This is a genomic window from Kribbella pittospori, assembly GCF_004331465.1.
Taxonomy (GTDB): Bacteria; Actinomycetota; Actinomycetes; order Propionibacteriales; family Kribbellaceae; genus Kribbella; species Kribbella pittospori.
This window is the reverse complement of record NZ_SJKB01000005.1, coordinates 510,972-525,414: the sequence shown is the minus strand read 5'-3', so window position 1 is coordinate 525,414 and position 14,443 is coordinate 510,972. Positions and strand designations below refer to the sequence as shown.

17 protein-coding genes are annotated in these 14,443 nt (G+C 68.1%); 4 read left to right on the top strand and 13 right to left on the bottom strand.

What is annotated here, in order from left to right; genetic code table 11:
• Positions 1 to 4: 4 nt before the first annotated feature.
• Positions 5 to 2,125, bottom strand: a complete 2,121-nt coding sequence (locus tag E0H73_RS19315) for a DEAD/DEAH box helicase (protein ID WP_131357984.1) — start codon at positions 2,123 to 2,125, stop codon at positions 5 to 7.
• Between the two features lie 351 nt (positions 2,126 to 2,476).
• Positions 2,477 to 2,980, bottom strand: coding sequence for a winged helix-turn-helix transcriptional regulator (locus E0H73_RS19310; RefSeq protein WP_131357981.1), 504 nt, complete (start codon positions 2,978 to 2,980; stop codon positions 2,477 to 2,479).
• A gap of 74 nt (positions 2,981 to 3,054) precedes the next feature.
• On the opposite strand from E0H73_RS19310, the gene E0H73_RS19305 reads away from it, so the two are divergent.
• Positions 3,055 to 3,507 (top strand): nuclear transport factor 2 family protein, encoded by a 453-nt coding sequence (locus E0H73_RS19305; protein WP_131357979.1) that lies wholly within the window; start codon positions 3,055 to 3,057, stop codon positions 3,505 to 3,507.
• A gap of 7 nt (positions 3,508 to 3,514) precedes the next feature.
• Here E0H73_RS19305 and E0H73_RS45890 read toward each other — a convergent pair whose 3' ends face one another.
• Together E0H73_RS45890 and E0H73_RS19300 are read right to left on the bottom strand one after the other, a co-directional pair.
• Positions 3,515 to 3,679 (bottom strand): hypothetical protein, encoded by a 165-nt coding sequence (locus E0H73_RS45890; RefSeq protein ID WP_165555743.1) that lies wholly within the window; start codon positions 3,677 to 3,679, stop codon positions 3,515 to 3,517.
• A gap of 12 nt (positions 3,680 to 3,691) precedes the next feature.
• Complete coding sequence (locus E0H73_RS19300; RefSeq protein WP_131357976.1) at positions 3,692 to 4,654, bottom strand: TIGR03557 family F420-dependent LLM class oxidoreductase; 963 nt, start codon at positions 4,652 to 4,654, stop codon at positions 3,692 to 3,694.
• A gap of 118 nt (positions 4,655 to 4,772) precedes the next feature.
• Between E0H73_RS19300 and E0H73_RS19295 the strand changes: the two genes are divergently transcribed.
• On the top strand, positions 4,773 to 6,563 hold the full coding sequence (locus E0H73_RS19295) for a thiamine pyrophosphate-requiring protein (RefSeq protein ID WP_131357973.1): 1,791 nt from the start codon (positions 4,773 to 4,775) through the stop codon (positions 6,561 to 6,563).
• 50 nt (positions 6,564 to 6,613) lie between these two features.
• Entirely contained in the window at positions 6,614 to 6,937 is a 324-nt protein-coding gene (locus tag E0H73_RS19290) for a plasmid stabilization protein (RefSeq protein WP_131357970.1), read from the top strand.
• Between the two features lie 26 nt (positions 6,938 to 6,963).
• Here E0H73_RS19290 and E0H73_RS19285 read toward each other — a convergent pair whose 3' ends face one another.
• Genes E0H73_RS19285 through E0H73_RS19265 form a run of 5 tightly spaced genes read right to left on the bottom strand, consistent with a single transcriptional unit; the run spans position 6,964 to position 10,522 of the window.
• Entirely contained in the window at positions 6,964 to 7,809 is an 846-nt protein-coding gene (locus tag E0H73_RS19285; RefSeq protein ID WP_131357967.1) for an alpha/beta fold hydrolase, read from the bottom strand.
• Positions 7,806 to 8,423 carry a UdgX family uracil-DNA binding protein gene (locus E0H73_RS19280; protein ID WP_131357963.1) on the bottom strand — a complete coding sequence of 206 codons (618 nt, stop codon included), beginning with the start codon at positions 8,421 to 8,423 and terminating at the stop codon, positions 7,806 to 7,808. The genes E0H73_RS19285 and E0H73_RS19280 overlap by 4 nt, the downstream gene beginning before the upstream one ends.
• Position 8,424: 1 nt before the next feature.
• Positions 8,425 to 9,087, bottom strand: coding sequence for a DUF6766 family protein (locus E0H73_RS19275; protein ID WP_131357960.1), 663 nt, complete (start codon positions 9,085 to 9,087; stop codon positions 8,425 to 8,427).
• Positions 9,088 to 9,130: 43 nt separating this feature from the next.
• Entirely contained in the window at positions 9,131 to 9,613 is a 483-nt protein-coding gene (locus E0H73_RS19270; RefSeq protein WP_131357957.1) for a vitamin K epoxide reductase family protein, read from the bottom strand.
• Positions 9,614 to 9,616: 3 nt separating this feature from the next.
• Entirely contained in the window at positions 9,617 to 10,522 is a 906-nt protein-coding gene (locus tag E0H73_RS19265; RefSeq protein WP_165555742.1) for a DUF929 family protein, read from the bottom strand.
• Positions 10,523 to 10,645: 123 nt separating this feature from the next.
• On the opposite strand from E0H73_RS19265, the gene E0H73_RS19260 reads away from it, so the two are divergent.
• On the top strand, positions 10,646 to 11,353 hold the full coding sequence (locus E0H73_RS19260; RefSeq protein WP_131357951.1) for a hypothetical protein: 708 nt from the start codon (positions 10,646 to 10,648) through the stop codon (positions 11,351 to 11,353).
• Between the two features lie 10 nt (positions 11,354 to 11,363).
• Here the strand turns inward: E0H73_RS19260 and E0H73_RS19255 are convergent, their stop codons facing one another.
• The 4 genes from E0H73_RS19255 to E0H73_RS19240 all read right to left on the bottom strand — a co-directional run bounded on the left by E0H73_RS19255 (position 11,364) and on the right by E0H73_RS19240 (position 14,112).
• Positions 11,364 to 12,563, bottom strand: coding sequence for an RNA polymerase sigma factor (locus E0H73_RS19255; RefSeq protein ID WP_131357948.1), 1,200 nt, complete (start codon positions 12,561 to 12,563; stop codon positions 11,364 to 11,366).
• Positions 12,560 to 12,904 (bottom strand): YciI family protein, encoded by a 345-nt coding sequence (locus E0H73_RS19250; RefSeq protein WP_131357945.1) that lies wholly within the window; start codon positions 12,902 to 12,904, stop codon positions 12,560 to 12,562. Before E0H73_RS19250 ends, E0H73_RS19255 begins: the two co-directional genes overlap by 4 nt.
• 37 nt (positions 12,905 to 12,941) lie before the next feature.
• Positions 12,942 to 13,340 (bottom strand): VOC family protein, encoded by a 399-nt coding sequence (locus tag E0H73_RS19245; protein ID WP_131357942.1) that lies wholly within the window; start codon positions 13,338 to 13,340, stop codon positions 12,942 to 12,944.
• 76 nt (positions 13,341 to 13,416) lie between these two features.
• Complete coding sequence (locus E0H73_RS19240; RefSeq protein ID WP_238164090.1) at positions 13,417 to 14,112, bottom strand: class I SAM-dependent methyltransferase; 696 nt, start codon at positions 14,110 to 14,112, stop codon at positions 13,417 to 13,419.
• Positions 14,113 to 14,443: the final 331 nt, after the last annotated feature.

The window sequence follows — 14,443 nt, the reverse complement described above, 5'->3', positions numbered from 1 at the left end:
CACGCTAGAGCGCGTTCTCCAAGGCGTCCGTCAGGAGGGCCGCCAGGGCTTCGAGCTGGAAGTCCGCGGAGGACGAGACCTCTTCGTCGGACCCGTCGAGGGCCCGGGCGGCGAGGCTGGACTTGCTGTCGATGAGGTCGGCGATCCTCGTGTCGATGGTCTGCGCCGCGATGATCCGCCAGGCCGTGACCGGCATGTCCTGGCCGATCCGGTGCACCCGGTCGATCGCCTGCGTCTGCTCGGCGTTCGTCCAGGACAGCTCCGCGAGTACGACGTTCGACGCGACCTGGAGGTTGAGGCCCACACCGGCGGCCAGCAGGGAGCAGACCGCGATGGAGACCTCTGGGTCGTTGACGAACGCGTCGATGTTCTTCTGGCGGTTCCTCGCGGTCTGGTCGCCCCGGATCGAGGAGAACCGGATGCCGCGCTCGGCGAAGAGCTCCTCGGCGGCGTCCATCACCTCGATGTGGCGGGCGAAGAACACGACCTTGCCGACGTTCTGCGCGAGTTGCGCGGCGTAGTCGGCGGCCAGGCCCGCCTTCGCGGTACCGATCCGGCGTACCAGGGTGAAGACGTTCTCGCCGGTCTTGGCGTTCGCCATCTCGGTGCGCTCCCAGCCGGCGACCCGGCGTACGAGCTCGTGGTCGATGCCTTCCACGGTGGTGCCGGACGTCCGCGTCTCGAGTGCGGTCTGGTACCGCTGCACGAGGCGGTTGGCGAGCTCGCGCTCGGCGTCGCGGATCGAGCGGCCGAGGGCACCGTCGAGCTCGACGGGCAGATCGGCGATCCGGCGGGCCGGGATGTCGGCGGCCACATCGACCTTGCGGCGGCGCACGATACCTAGGTCGATCACCGACCCGCGGGCGGCCGCGTAGAAGCCGGGGTCGGCCGGCGTCAGCTCGGTCTCCTCGAGCGACTCCATCAGCTCGGCGCGCGGACCCTTCTCGTCGATCCAGCCGAGGTACTGCCAGATCGCGGTGAAGTCCTCGATCGAGTTGATCAGCGGCGTACCGGTGAGTGCCATCAGCAACGGACGCGGCGTACGGGTCCGGATGCGCTCGGACAACTGCAGGACGTTGCGCGACCGCTGCGACTTCTTGTTCTTGATGAAGTGCGCCTCGTCGACCACCATGCCGCGGAAGCCGAGGTCGCCGAGCCAGCCGACGTGACGGTCGAGCACCTCGTAGTTGACGACGACGATGTCCGCGAACCCGTCGATCGTGTCGCCGTCGCCGTGGATCACCGTCGCGGTCTTCTGCGGGGTCCAGAGACCGGCCTCCCGCGCCCAGTTCGTCTTGACGACGTTCGGTACGACGGCCAGCAGGGGATAAGCGTTGGCGGCGCGGGCGGCGAGCAGGGCCTGAGCGGTCTTGCCGAGGCCTGGCTCGTCGGCGAGCAGGAACGTACGGTGGCCGGCCGCGGCGGCCGCGATCAGGCGCGCCTGGTGTGGCATGAGCTCCAGACCACTGGCCGCGTTGAGAGAGGTCGCCTCGGGCAAGGTCATGCTGGCGGCGGCACCGGCGTACTCGAACGACTTGAGCAGCGGACCGATGAGCTCCCAGCCGGCGAGGCGTCGTGGGCGCGGTGGGCGCGAGGGGGCAGCCGAGAAGTCGGGCGCGAGGAAGGGGTTGGCGAGCTGACGCTGGACCACAGCCTGCGGTACGACGCGCCGCGCGGCATCTGGTGGAGTCGCCGGCTCGACGGGCGCGACCTCCTCCTGCGGCGCCTCGACGCCGGCGGACTTCAGCATGTCGCGCTTGAGCCGCGCACCGGCCTCGGAGACGACGGCGTCCTCGGCCAGCAGCCCGAGGAGCGAGGTCTCGCGGGCAGCCGCCTTGGCGAGGATCGTTGCGACGCCGTCCAGCCGCCGGAGTTGCTCGGCGCGGTAGGTGTCGGTCGCGTTCTGGTCCGCGTTCACGCGCGCACGCTCCTCGCGCACCAGCAACGCGACGACCTGGAACTTGGTGCGCACCGACGGGCGTACGTCGGAGCGCTCGACCGCGCTCTCGACCTCCCGCACGGCACGCGCGAGGACCGGGATCAGACCGTCACCATCGCGGGCAGGACGCCGGCGACGGGGAGCGGAACGGGCAGCGCTGGACTGGCGCTGGCCTCGTGGGGCCAAAGACTCCTCCTCAGGACTGCCACGGCACGAGAGCCATGGCTGAACGCAGCACCGCACGGCCATCCCGCCGCCGCGACACGTCGCGCCGAGAGTCCGGTAGGCCACCGGGAAACGGCGCAGAACCCCCGCTTCCACGAGCGATCGCTGTCCCGGACTCCGCCGGGACCGGCCACCGCGTGCGATTGGCGACCTCTAGTCGATGACTGTGACCTCCGGGCCAAGACGCAGCCGTCGCCGGGGGCGGTCGGCGTTGCCGATGTTCGGTGCTCTCCCAATAGTAGCCTGCGTCCGCCGCTCCGGCTGTTCACCCTCGGTTAAGTTCCGATCAGGGTCCTCTTTGGCGTCGGCCCTTTAGTGCTCGGGGTTGGGGAGGACTGTGGCGATGAGGGCGGTGCCGGGGGCTGTTCGGCCGCCCGGGCCGGGGGTTGGGGAGACGTCGTCGGCGGTGAGGGGGTCGCCGCATTCCGAGCAGGTGACCGTCGGGGTGGTGCGGTGGCCGCAGGTGGTGTGGGTGAAGTGGAGGGGTTGGCCGGCGGGTGGGGTGGCCCAGCGGTCGCCCCAGGCGGTGAGGGCCATCAGGATCGGGATGAGCTCGCGGCCGGCGTCGGTGAGCGCGTAGGTGTAGCGGACCGGGTTGTCCTGGTACGGCGTACGTACGACGAGGCCGCCGTCCATCAGGGTGGTGAGCCGGTCGGTGAGGAGATTGCGGGAGATCCCGAGGTCGGTGACGAACTCGTCGAAGCGGCTCAGGCCGAGGTAGAGGTCGCGCAGCACCAACGGGGTCCACCAGTCGCCGATGACTTCGAGGGACTGGGCGAGCGAGCAGTGCATCGAGGCGAAGCTGGTGTTCCGCATGTCACCACTCTAGTCAGTTGCGGTATTGAACTCACTGTCTCTACGGTTGGAGGCCTACGCGAGGGGAGCGGGGCATGTACCACCGGATCGTGGCGGCGCAGGTGCGGAAGGCGTTCGCGGAGATCAGCGCCGGGAACTGGGAGGCCATGGTCGCCGGGATGGCGCCGACCTTCACCTACCGGTTCTACGGTGATCACGCGTTGGGCGGTGAGCGACACACGCACGACGCGCTGCGACGCTGGTGGGAGCGGTGCTTCCGGTTACTCCCGGACACACGCTTCGACGTACAAGACGTCCTGGTCGCCGGCTGGCCGTGGAACACGCGCGTAGCGACTGCAGTCACAGTCCACGTCGGCGTCGTGGACGGCACGCACTACCAGAACGTCGTTCACCAGTTCCTCCGCCTCCGCTGGGGCAAGATCACCGAAGTACGCACCCTCGAGGACACCGCCGTACTGGAGAAGACCCTCAACCGCCTGGCCACCACCGGCTACCCCGAAGCCCACGCAACCCCCATCACCGATTGAGCAGCGGTCAGTTGTCGTGGGGGAGTTGCTTGTTGGGGTCTTCGTCGGGGTCGGGTTCCGGGGCTGGGGTGGGATCGAGGTCTGGGTCGTTCTCGGGGCGGTCCTGGCCGGGAAATGCGCGGTCGGGGTCGGTGGGGTCGGGTAGAGGTGGGGGGATCGGGGTGGTGCTCACGGTGAGCCTCCTTCAGTTGCGGCGGTGGAGTTCGGGGAGTACTTCGGTGCGGTAGAGGTTCATCATGTCGACGGAGTGTGGGCCCATGTTGGCGACGTAGATCTCGTCGAAGCCGGCGTCGACGTACGGCATGAAGGCCTCGACGTGTGCGTCTGCCTTGGAGCCGCAGGTGACGGACTGCGCCGTCGATTCCTTGGTGACGAGTTGGCTCGCCTGTTCGAAGTGCCGGGGTGACGGCAGCACCTGCGACAGCTCGCCGGGCAGTCCGGAGTTGCCCCAGATCCGGTGCGCCTGCTCGATACCTTCCTCCTCGGTCGGCGCGTAGCTGACCTTGAACCCGGCCTGCGCCGGCTTGTCACCACCGCCGTTGTCGCGGAACCGCTGCAGCAGGCCGGCATCCGGCGTGGTGGTGATGTACCCGTCCGCGATCCGCGCCGCGACATCGGTTGCCTCCGGCCCGAATCCGGACATGTAGATGGGCAACGGAGCCTCCGGCCGGGTATAGATCCGGGCGGTGTCTACCGTGTAGTGCTTGCCGTGGTGCGAGACGAAGCCCTCCTCCGTCCACAACCGGCGCATGATCTCGACCGCCTCCTCGAGCATCTCCAGCCGTACGTCGACCGTCGGCCAGACGGACCCGAGCACGTGCTCGTTCAGGGCCTCGCCGGTGCCGATGCCGAGCTGGAACCGCCCGTTCAGCAGTACGGCGCTGGTCGCGGCCGCCTGCGCGATGATCGCGGGATGGATCCGCACCGTCGGACACGTGACCGCGGTGGTCACCGGGAGTTCGCACACCTGGGAGATCGCACCGATGGTGGACCAGACGAACGCGCTCTGACCCTGTTCGTCGTTCCACGGATGGAAGTGGTCACTGATCCACAGCCCGTCGAACCCGGCGTCTTCGGCCAGCCGCGCCTGCTCGATCAACTGTGCCGGCGTGTACTCCTCACTGGACAGGAAGTAGCCGATCTTCACGTCGTACTCCGATCGTTTGAGTTACCCGCCGGGTGCCCGCTCCCGACCCATCCATGCACGCGGTCGGCAACCTCGAAACAGGCCGCATACGCCTGAGCACAGCGGGCACAGGACGGAGATGAAGACGACAGTTGCCGATCTGATCCTGCAGAGACTCCGCGACTGGGGAGTCGACCATGTCTTCGGGTACGCCGGTGACGGCATCAACGGGCTGTTGTCGGCCTGGGAACGCGCCGGGGACGAGCCCCGGTTCGTGCAGGCGCGGCACGAAGAGATGTCGGCGTTCGAGGCGGTCGGGTACGCGAAGTTCACCGGCCGTGTGGGCGTGTGTACGGCGACCAGCGGCCCAGGCGCCATCCACCTGCTCAACGGTCTGTACGACGCGAAGCTCGACCACGTCCCGGTCGTGGCCATCGTGGGACAGACCGCTCGGTCGGCGATGGGCGGCAACTATCAGCAGGAAGTCGACCTGATGTCGCTGTTCAAGGACGTCGCCAACGAGTACTGCCAGCAGGTGATGGTCCCCGAGCAACTGCCGAACGTTCTGGACCGGGCGATCCGGATCGCGGCGTCGCGTCGTACCGTCACGGCGTTGGTGGTTCCGGCCGACGTCCAGGAACTGGAGTACGAGCCGCCGTCGCACGCGTTCAAGATGGTGCCGTCGAGTCTCGATCTGACCTGGTCCGCACCGGTGCCGGGTGAGGCCGACCTGCGCCGGGCGGCGGACCTGCTGAACGCCGGGGAGAAGGTAGCGATGCTCGTCGGTCAGGGCGCGCGAGGTGCCCGGCAGGAGGTCGATTCGGTCGCCGACCTGCTCGGCGCAGGCGTCGCCAAGGCGCTGCTCGGCAAGGATGTGCTGTCCGACGAACTGCCGTGGGTCACGGGCTCGATCGGGTTGCTCGGCACACGGCCGTCGTACGAGCTGATGACCGAGTGCGACACCTTGCTGGTGGTGGGTTCCAACTTCCCGTACAGCCAGTTCCTGCCGGAGTACGGCGCGGCGCGTGCGGTGCAGATCGACGTGGATCCGACGATGGTCGGGCTGCGGTACCCCTTCGAGGTGAACCTGGTCGGCGATGCGGCTCAGACACTGCGCCGGCTGATCCCGCTGCTCGAGTCCAAGGTCGATCGGTCCTGGCGCGAGGGCATCGAGAGCAAGGTCGAGCGCTGGTGGCAGGTGATGGAGCGCCGTGCGCACACCTCGGCGGACCCGGTGAATCCGGAACTGGTCTTCCACGAACTGTCGCCTCGGCTGCCGAACGACGCCATCGTGGCGGCCGACTCGGGCTCGGCCGCGAACTGGTACGCGCGGCATCTGCGGTTCCGCGGCGACATGCGCGGATCGCTCTCCGGCACCCTCGCGTCCATGGGACCCGGCGTGCCGTACGTGATCGGCGCCAAGTTCGGCCACCTCGGTCGGCCGTGCATCGCACTGGTCGGCGATGGCGCGATGCAGATGAACGGCATCAACGAGCTGATCACGATCGCGAAGTACTGGCAGGACTGGGACGACCCCCGGCTGATCGTCGCGGTCCTGCACAACAATGACCTCAACCAGGTCACCTGGGAGCTCCGGGCGATGGGGGGTTCCCCGCAGTTCCTGCCGTCGCAGGAACTTCCGGACTTCCCGTACGCTGCGTATGCGCGCAGTCTCGGCCTGGCCGGCGTACTCGCGGCCAAGCCGGAGGAGGTCGCACCCGCGTGGGACGAGGCGCTGGCCGCGGACCGGCCGTGCGTGGTCGAGTTCATCACGGATCCCGCCGTACCGCCGATCCCGCCGCACGCGACCTGGGACCAGCTGGAGAAGGCGCTGGAGTCGATCGTCCGCGGTGACTCCGACCGCGTCGACGTGATCAAGGAAGGCGTGAAGTCGAAGGTGCAGGAGTTCCTGCCGGGGACGAAGTCCTGATTGTCCGGGGCAACTTCGGGTACCGGCCGGGGCGTCGGAAGGAGCGGATCGTGCCCGCAGGATCGAATGCGAAGCGTGAACGGCAGTACGAGCACATCAAGGCCGGCCTGAAGAAGCGTGGCCGCAGTGAGGACACCGCGGAGGAAATCGCCGCGCGGACCGTGAACAAGGAACGCGCCCGCTCCGGCGAGGCCAAGGAGAAGAGCCGTACGTCGACCCACGACATCTCGTCGGGCCGCCGCGGTGGACTCCGCTCGCACAGCGGCTCGAAGGGCCGGACCAAGGAACAGCTCTACAACGAGGCCAAGAACAAGAACATCAAGGGCCGCTCGAAGATGACCAAGGCCGAGCTCGCGAAGGCCGTCGGCAGATAATCCCGGTCCGCCCGCCCGCCACCTACCTACTTGAGGTGGCGGGCGATGCACGTCCAGCTGGCCTCGGGTGCTTCTTCGGGGGCGAAATGGCCCGCGCCGGGGATCAGGTCTGTGGTCAATGACGTGACTCCGGCACGGTGGAAGCCCTCGGCATAGTCGTCAAGCTCGCCGTACTCGTGGTCGCCGCGGAGGTAGAGCAGCGGCGTGCCGCCGGGTGTGGTCAGTTGTTCCGCGTCCTGGGGGAAGGTGCGGTACCAGTTGAAGCCGGCGGTCAGCGCGCCGTCGGTGCAGTAGGCGCGTGCGTAGGTCACGCGGTCGTCCGACGTGATGGCGGAGCTGTCCGCGGTGAGGATCTCGTAGAAGAAGTCGAAGTACGCCGCACGGTTGCCGGAGACAAGGAGTTCCGGCAGGTCGGGTGTCTGGTGGAACGCGAAGTGCCAGATCTGCGGATTGGCGACCACCCGGTCCCACGGATCGACCCCGGGCACAGCCACGTCCATCACCACAGCGGCGCGCAGGCCGTCGTACGTACAGAGATAGGCGTACGTCGCCATGCCGCCGACGTCATGACCGACGAGGACCGGATCGTTCAACCGGAGTTCATCGATCAGCCCGTGGATCACCCGGGCGAGCGCGACCTTGGATCCGTTGGTGGCGTCACCCGTGGACTCGCCGATCCCCGGAAGATCCACGGCGATCGCATGCATTCCGTCGTCCGCGGCCAAGGGAAGGATATGGCGCCAGGCCCACGAGCTCTGCGGCCAGCCGTGCAGGAACACCACCGGTGGATCACCCGGCGAGCCCGCCTCGACGAGGTGTAGCGCGGACCCGCCGACGCCCACTGTCCGATGCCTGAAGTCTGTTGTGTTCATGGCAGTAGCTCCCGGGCCGCGCGGAGGTCGTCGACGAAGCGGGCGAAGTCGCGGCGGTACTCCTGGGACCGCACGACGGCGGACGGGTGAACGGTCGCGAGAGCCGCCCGGCCGTCGGGGAGCTCAACGGACCGGCCGCGGTGTTCGGTGACTTTGAAGCCGGGGCCGAGGAGGGCGCGGGCGGCGACGGCGCCGAGGATCACGACGAGGCCGGGTTTCACGATCTCCAGCTCGCGGTCCAACCAGGGGCGGCAGGCAACGATCTGACCGGCCGACGGGGTCTTGTGGATCCGGCGCTTGCCCTGGCGTTCGAACCGGAAGTGCTTGACCGCGTTGGTCAGGAACACCTCGGAGCGCTCGATCCCTGCCTCCACCAGCGCCTTGTCCAGCAGCCGGCCGGCAGGTCCGACGAAGACGTGCCCTTCCTTGTCCTCCACGTCACCGGGTTGTTCACCGATCAGCATCATCCGGGCGCGGACCCGCCCTTCGCCCGGCACGACCTGGTCGGCGTACTCGTACAGGTCGCAGCCGCGGCAGTCCGGGAGCGTCGCCGTGACCTTCCGCATCCCGCCGTCGTGCGGAACCCACTGGGCCGCGCCGGTGAAGTCGTTCACGTCAGGCTCCCGTGGCCGAGTGCGGCGCGTGCACCGGCTTCGACTGGGCCGAGCGGCGCTGGCGCAGGTAGATGGACCCACCGACGATGGCCGCCACGGCGAGGAACTCGCTCTGCCAGTTCTGGAACGATTCGTACCAGAACTGCGACGTCTGCAAGTACCCCCACGTCGTCACCGCCGTACCGCCGTGCAACTGCTGCTCCTGGCTGTACGACCTGGCACCGGTGACTGCGTGCAGCCAGAACGACAGCAGGAACACCAGTCCGAACGCGATGGCGAGAGAGTTCTCGTACAGCTTCAGCACCACCGGCGGACCGTGCCGTACCGGCCAAGGTGCCCCACGATCGGTGCGGTGATCCCGTGGGTCCTCGTCCTGCGGTGTGGTCTCGCCGATCGGGCGGGACTCAGCGGAGCCCTTCTGCACCAGGTAGGCGGTGAGCAGGACGTACATGCCCATCTGGAGGAATTCGGACTCCCAGTTCTCGAAAACGGCTTCGCCGAACGACGACGAACCGACGTACTGGCCGAGCGTCTGGGTCGGCTGCCCGTGGTCGGTGAGCTCAGCGTTGTCCTGCGCGTGACCGGTGAGAACGAGACCGATCAGGAACACGAAGAACAGCACCAGATTGACCGTCAGCAGCGCCCGAAGCCGAAACCATCGCATGAGCGCCCGGTACCCGGCTCCGGGCGAACCTAGACAGCGCGGCTCAGGCGCTCGTCGGTGCCAGCGCCTCCCGTACGACGACCAGCCCGAACAGCACGAGGGTCAGCACATGGACGACGGTGCACCACAGGCAGATCGCGTCGATCTGGAAGAGCTCCGCCCAGACCAGGTAGAAGACGAACAGCACCCCGACCACGACCGCGGCCAAGCGCACCCGGCCGGGCCACGCAGACGAAGCGCGCCACACCGAAGGAAGGCACAACACGGTCATCGCAACGAAGAAGCCGAGCCCGAGCAGCGCGACCGGGATGCCGAAGACAGCCGAGTACTCGCTCGACGTGACCTTCACGCAATTGACCACGCCGGTCTCCGGGCAGGCGAGCGTCGACCCGGCGGTGAAGTGCTCATAGGTCAGGTACGCCGCGACCGCGACGCCGGCGATCGACAGTCCCAAGGTGGTCCAGGGCAACCATCCCAGCGGTGTGACCTGCTCGGATTGTTGCTCCGTCCCCGCAGTCTTGCTCACGTCTCAGCTCTTCCCGAGCTTGCCGGCCGCCGCGGTGACCGCGGCACTCGTGCAGACGTTCGAGGGCTGGTTGCCGGTGACCTGGCAGAGCGCGGCGGTGTACAGGTTGGACGAACCGACGATCGCCTTCGCGATCGGGCTGGACGGGTCCTTCAGCGCGGCCGCGACCTCGGCCTGCGTCTTCCCGGCCAGGATGTCCGGGCTGTACGACGCTCCCGAGGCGACGAACTTCCCGCCGAGATCGACGAACGGGATCGAGCCGCCTTCCTTCACGTACGGCGGCGCGTTGTAGGTGTCGAACGTCTTCTGGTCCTCGGCCGTCGGCGTGTCCAGCGGGGCGTACTGCCCGTTGACCTGCTGGTTCGTGGTCGTCTCGACACCGGTGAAGGTCAGGTACTGACTCGTGTACGTCGCTCCGTGGAACGACAGGGTCGGGGTGTTCGGGAAGACGTCACTGGCCGACGAGTGCGTCGTACCGAGGTTGCTGAAAGTCCCGAACCGGGAGAGCGCGACCGTGACGGGCCAGCGCTCGGCGGCGCAGAACGGGCAGTACTCGGCGCCGATGTAGAGCACCTTCGGCTTCCCGCCCGCGGTCAGCGCCGGGGCGGTGATCGCCGCCGGACCGCCCTGCACGGCGCCGGTGCCGACCTCGGTGAACGTCGAGTCCGGGACGGACGACAGCGCGGTCATGATCTGCGAGTCGGCGGCACCGGACGGCCCGGTCGCGGTGTTGTCCTTCCCGCCGCCGGCCAGCCGGATGATCACCAGACCGGCGACCACGATGACCACAACCGCCACCGCACCCGCCGCGAACAGCACCCGCCGGCGCCGCTCGGCCCGCGCCTGGGCAGCCTGCTGCGCTGCGATCCTCTCCCGAGCCCGAGCCTTCTGCTCGACACGCCTTGCCATGAGTCTCCTCGTCTCACCACCGGTAAACGCCCATTCACTCAACTGCCGACCACCCCCGGAAGTTCCGCGCCGTCCACCAGTTGAGCGCGGTGGCTGTCGGGGCCTGCGTCCTATCATCGGTAGATGGAGTGGATCGTCGCCTTGATCGCCATCGGCGGGCTGGCCGGTGCGATGGCGTACTTTCGCGCGCGGCGGGTGGCGCGGGCCGGGCGGGCGCTCGAGGTGGAGCGGGTACGGCAACTCGCCGAGGACGACGTTACCCACTTCGGCGAGCAGTTGACACGGTTCGGGACGACGCTCGACGGCACCAAGCTGGACGACGCGGCGCATCACGACTATCAGAACGCGCTCGACGCGTACGAGAAGGCCAAGACCGCGGCGCCGCGAATCGCTGCTCCGGAAGGGATCAGCGCGATCGTCGACACCCTGACCGACGGGCGCTACGCGCTGGCGTGTGTGCAGGCCAGGCTCGCCGGCCAGCCAGTGCCAGAGCGGCGGGTGCCGTGCTTCTTCGATCCACGGCACGGACCGTCGGCGGGCGACGTCCTGTGGACGCCACCGGGGCGCGGCACGCGGAAGGTGCCGGCCTGTGCCCAGGACGCGGCGCGGATAGCGGCCGGCGCCGAGCCGGAGGTCTACTACATCAAGTACGGCGAACTGAACGTCCCGTACTGGGAAGCCGGGGCGCCGGGGGAGTCGTACAAACTCGGCTTCTTCGGCGCGACCGGTGTACGGGCGATGTCGATCGGGTTGCGAATGCAGAACAAAGGAATCGACGTCGGCCGAGGGCGGCGCGACCCGACGATCGTCCGGCGGACCGACGCGGACTGACGACAGGCTGTCAGGAGCTCAGGCGGTCGTGGAGAAGATTCAGTTGCGCCGGGTTGGCGGTGAACACGACGGCCTGCTGATCGGCGTCATGAGCCTCGGACGGGCGTCCCGCCGCACGAAGCAGTTCGGCGCGGGTGGCGTGGAACAGGGCGTACTTGCCGAGCGCGCCCTCCAGCTCCTCGAGCTCCGCCAACGCCGGCTCCACGCCTTCGACGTACCGCACGGCGACTGAGCGATGCAGACGGGTGACGGCGTTCGGCTGCAGACGAAGCAGCATGTTGTAGAGAACGAGGATCTGCTCCCAGTCGGTCTCGGCCCACGTGGTCGCCTCGCAGTGGCAGGCGGCGATGGCGGCCTGGAGCTGATACGGCCCTGGGGAGTGGTGCCTGCGCGCGGTCCGTAGCAGCAGGGCGGTGGCGTCGGCAATCGCAGCGTGGTCCCACCGCGTCCGGTCCTGGTCTTGCAGCAGGACGATCTGACCATCAGCAGTGAATCGCGCGGCGACCCGAGCGCGGTGGAGCCGGATCAGGACAAGCAGCCCAGTCACTTCAGGCTCGTTCGGCAGGAGCCCGGCGAGTAGTGCGGTCAGCCACTCCGCGTCGTCGACGAGGTCACGCGAATGCGCTTTCTCGGCGGTGCTGGACAGATAGCCCTCGTTGAAGAGCAGGTAGATGACAGTCAGTACTTCGCTCAGCCGTTCACCGAGCTCGTCGTCGCGGGGAATGCGGTACGGGATCCCGGCGTCCGCGATCTTCCGCTTCGCCCGGGTGATCCGCTGCGCCACGGTGGTTTCCGGTACGACGAACGCCGCGGCGATCTGCGCCGTCGTCAGACCGCAGACAACCCGCAGAGTGAGCGCAATCTGAGCCTCCCTGGCCAATGCAGGGTGGCAGCACGTGAAGATGAGCCGCAGCCGGTCGTCCGGCTCCGGCCGCACAGGCCACTGCAACTGCGCCAGCTTGGTCCGGTAGTTCTCCTGCCGCCGCAGTACGTCGAGGCCGCGTCGCCGGGCCACGGTGAACAGCCATCCGTCGGGCCGGTCCGGGATGCCCTCCTCGGGCCACCGCCGCAGCGCGCTCTCGACAGCATCCTGGACGAGATCCTCGGCGGCGGAGAAGTCGCCGAGCAGCGACATCAGCGACGCCGCGAGCCGGCCCGCGTGCTCACGCACCACCCGGGCCAGCTCATCAGCGGTTGCGAGATCGGTCATGACTCCACGGGGCGGATCTCGATCACCGGGCAGGCCGGCCAGGTCTTCACCATCCGCAGGGCCTCGTCCAGGTCCGCGACGTCGATCTCGATCACGCCCGAGATCACTTCCTTGCCCTCGATGAACGGTCCGTCGGTCGTCACCGGCTCCGGCCCGTCCAGCCGGACCGTGGTCGCGGTCGCCGCACCCTGCAACTTGCCGGTCCGCGCGCTGATCCGGTCCGCGTTGTCGATGAACCACTGGTTCACCCGCCCGTACGCCGCCTCCAGCTCGGCCGGGCTCATCGCCTCGACCTCCTTGGTGAACTCCTCGGTGTCGACGAACATGAGCACGTACTTCACTGCACCACCTCCTGGGATCAGTCTGGCCGGTCGCGGGTCAGCTCGCCGGGAGGTTGGCGTACAGGTCGATGCCGTTCCCGGACGGGTCGGTGACCGTGGCGTACCGCATGCCCCACGGCGCGTCGTACGGCTCCTGAAGCCCGGTGACCCCGTCCGCGGTCAGCTCGGCGTACGCCGCGTCGACCTCAGCAACCGTCTCGAACCCGAACGCCAGGAACGTGCGGCCTTGGCTCGGCGGCGTCCAGCGCGCGGTGGTCTTGGCGCGCAGCTCGTCGGTGTCGAGCATCAGGTGTACGCCGTTCGGCAGGTCGCAGCCGGCGTGGTCGTCGGGCATGTACTGGTCCCGGACGAAGTCGAGTCCGAGCCGCTTGTAGAACTCGATGGCCGCGCCCAGATCGGACACCGCGATGTCCAGGATGTTCACGGTCGGTTTCATGGTCGTCTCCCTGGTCGTGAGTGGGTTTCACTCAGGAGACGATCGGTGCGGGCCGGGATACGACACCCGGGATTGGTCAGTTGCGGCGGAAGACCAGGAGTTCCGTGCGGCCGCCGCTGAGTGGCACGAAGCGGCTGCCGACGAGGGCGAGGTCGCGCTGGGCCATGAAGCCGGCCAGCCAGGCTCGCGGGGCAACCGAGTAGATGGTCATCCGGTCCGGCTCGGTCAGCCAAACCTTGGTCGTCGAGTCGTCGAGGCAGTCGTCGGTGATCATGTCGAACGCGACCGTGCCGCCGGAGCGGACCACCCGGGCCATCTCGTCGAGGTAGCCGAGTGCGGTCACGAACGGGATGTAACCGAGAAGTTTGTGCGTGTGCACGAGGTCGACCGAGGCCGAGGGCGTTGACCGCAGGGATTTGCCGTCGGTCGGTTGGAACACGAGACTCGGCAGCTCCTGGCGAAGATAGGCGATCCAGTCCGGAGCGGTCTCGTAAACCTCGTACGAGCTCGGCCGGAGCGCCGACAGGATCCTGGTCGAGTAGCGGCCCGAGCCGGGGCCGATCTCGCAGACGCGCTCCGCGGTCGTGAGACCACTGAGCTCGAGCAGGGCGTCGACCGTCTCCTGGGTGGAGCCGGGCTCGGCGCTGTAGCTGTCGAGGAAGTCACCGACCGACTGGCCGGCCTGGTTCGCCTGCTTGACGACGCGCTTGGCCGGCAGGAACGCACTGATCGCCGGATCGGCGCTGTGGCCGCGGACCAGTTGGAAGCCCACGGGCCGAAGAGTCCTGTTGACCGCAGCATGCATGGTGTGACGGACAGACATGTATTCCCCCCATGACGAGTAGCGAAGCCACCGCCCGGCCCATCATGCCTACGACCCGGCCAGGAAACCAAGGAATGTGGGCAACTATCACTGCCCGCGCTGTCACAGTTGCCGTGTGCCCCGAAGTGCCTTGTTTTCAAGGGAGTCAGTTGTTTGCTGGGTAATCCGGACGTCGCAGACGGTCGTGAATCGTGCGGCGACACGCCGTTTGCCACGACGCCGGAGCGTGACTGGTTCCTAGCATCGGAAGAGCCCGTGCCGTCGAGGCGAGGAGCTCTGT

Bases quoted from the DNA above. Each gene is read 5' to 3' on its own strand.
- E0H73_RS19310 (WP_131357981.1), bottom strand. From the start codon at position 2,980: ATGCGGAACACCAGCTTCGCCTCGATGCACTGCTCGCTCGCCCAGTCC.
- E0H73_RS19305 (WP_131357979.1), top strand. From the start codon at position 3,055: ATGTACCACCGGATCGTGGCGGCGCAGGTGCGGAAGGCGTTCGCGGAG.
- E0H73_RS19295 (WP_131357973.1), top strand. From the start codon at position 4,773: ATGAAGACGACAGTTGCCGATCTGATCCTGCAGAGACTCCGCGACTGG.
- E0H73_RS19285 (WP_131357967.1), bottom strand. From the start codon at position 7,809: ATGAACACAACAGACTTCAGGCATCGGACAGTGGGCGTCGGCGGGTCC.
- E0H73_RS19275 (WP_131357960.1), bottom strand. From the start codon at position 9,087: ATGCGATGGTTTCGGCTTCGGGCGCTGCTGACGGTCAATCTGGTGCTG.
- E0H73_RS19265 (WP_165555742.1), bottom strand. From the start codon at position 10,522: ATGGCAAGGCGTGTCGAGCAGAAGGCTCGGGCTCGGGAGAGGATCGCA.
- E0H73_RS19260 (WP_131357951.1), top strand. From the start codon at position 10,646: ATGGAGTGGATCGTCGCCTTGATCGCCATCGGCGGGCTGGCCGGTGCG.
- E0H73_RS19255 (WP_131357948.1), bottom strand. From the start codon at position 12,563: ATGACCGATCTCGCAACCGCTGATGAGCTGGCCCGGGTGGTGCGTGAG.
- E0H73_RS19245 (WP_131357942.1), bottom strand. From the start codon at position 13,340: ATGAAACCGACCGTGAACATCCTGGACATCGCGGTGTCCGATCTGGGC.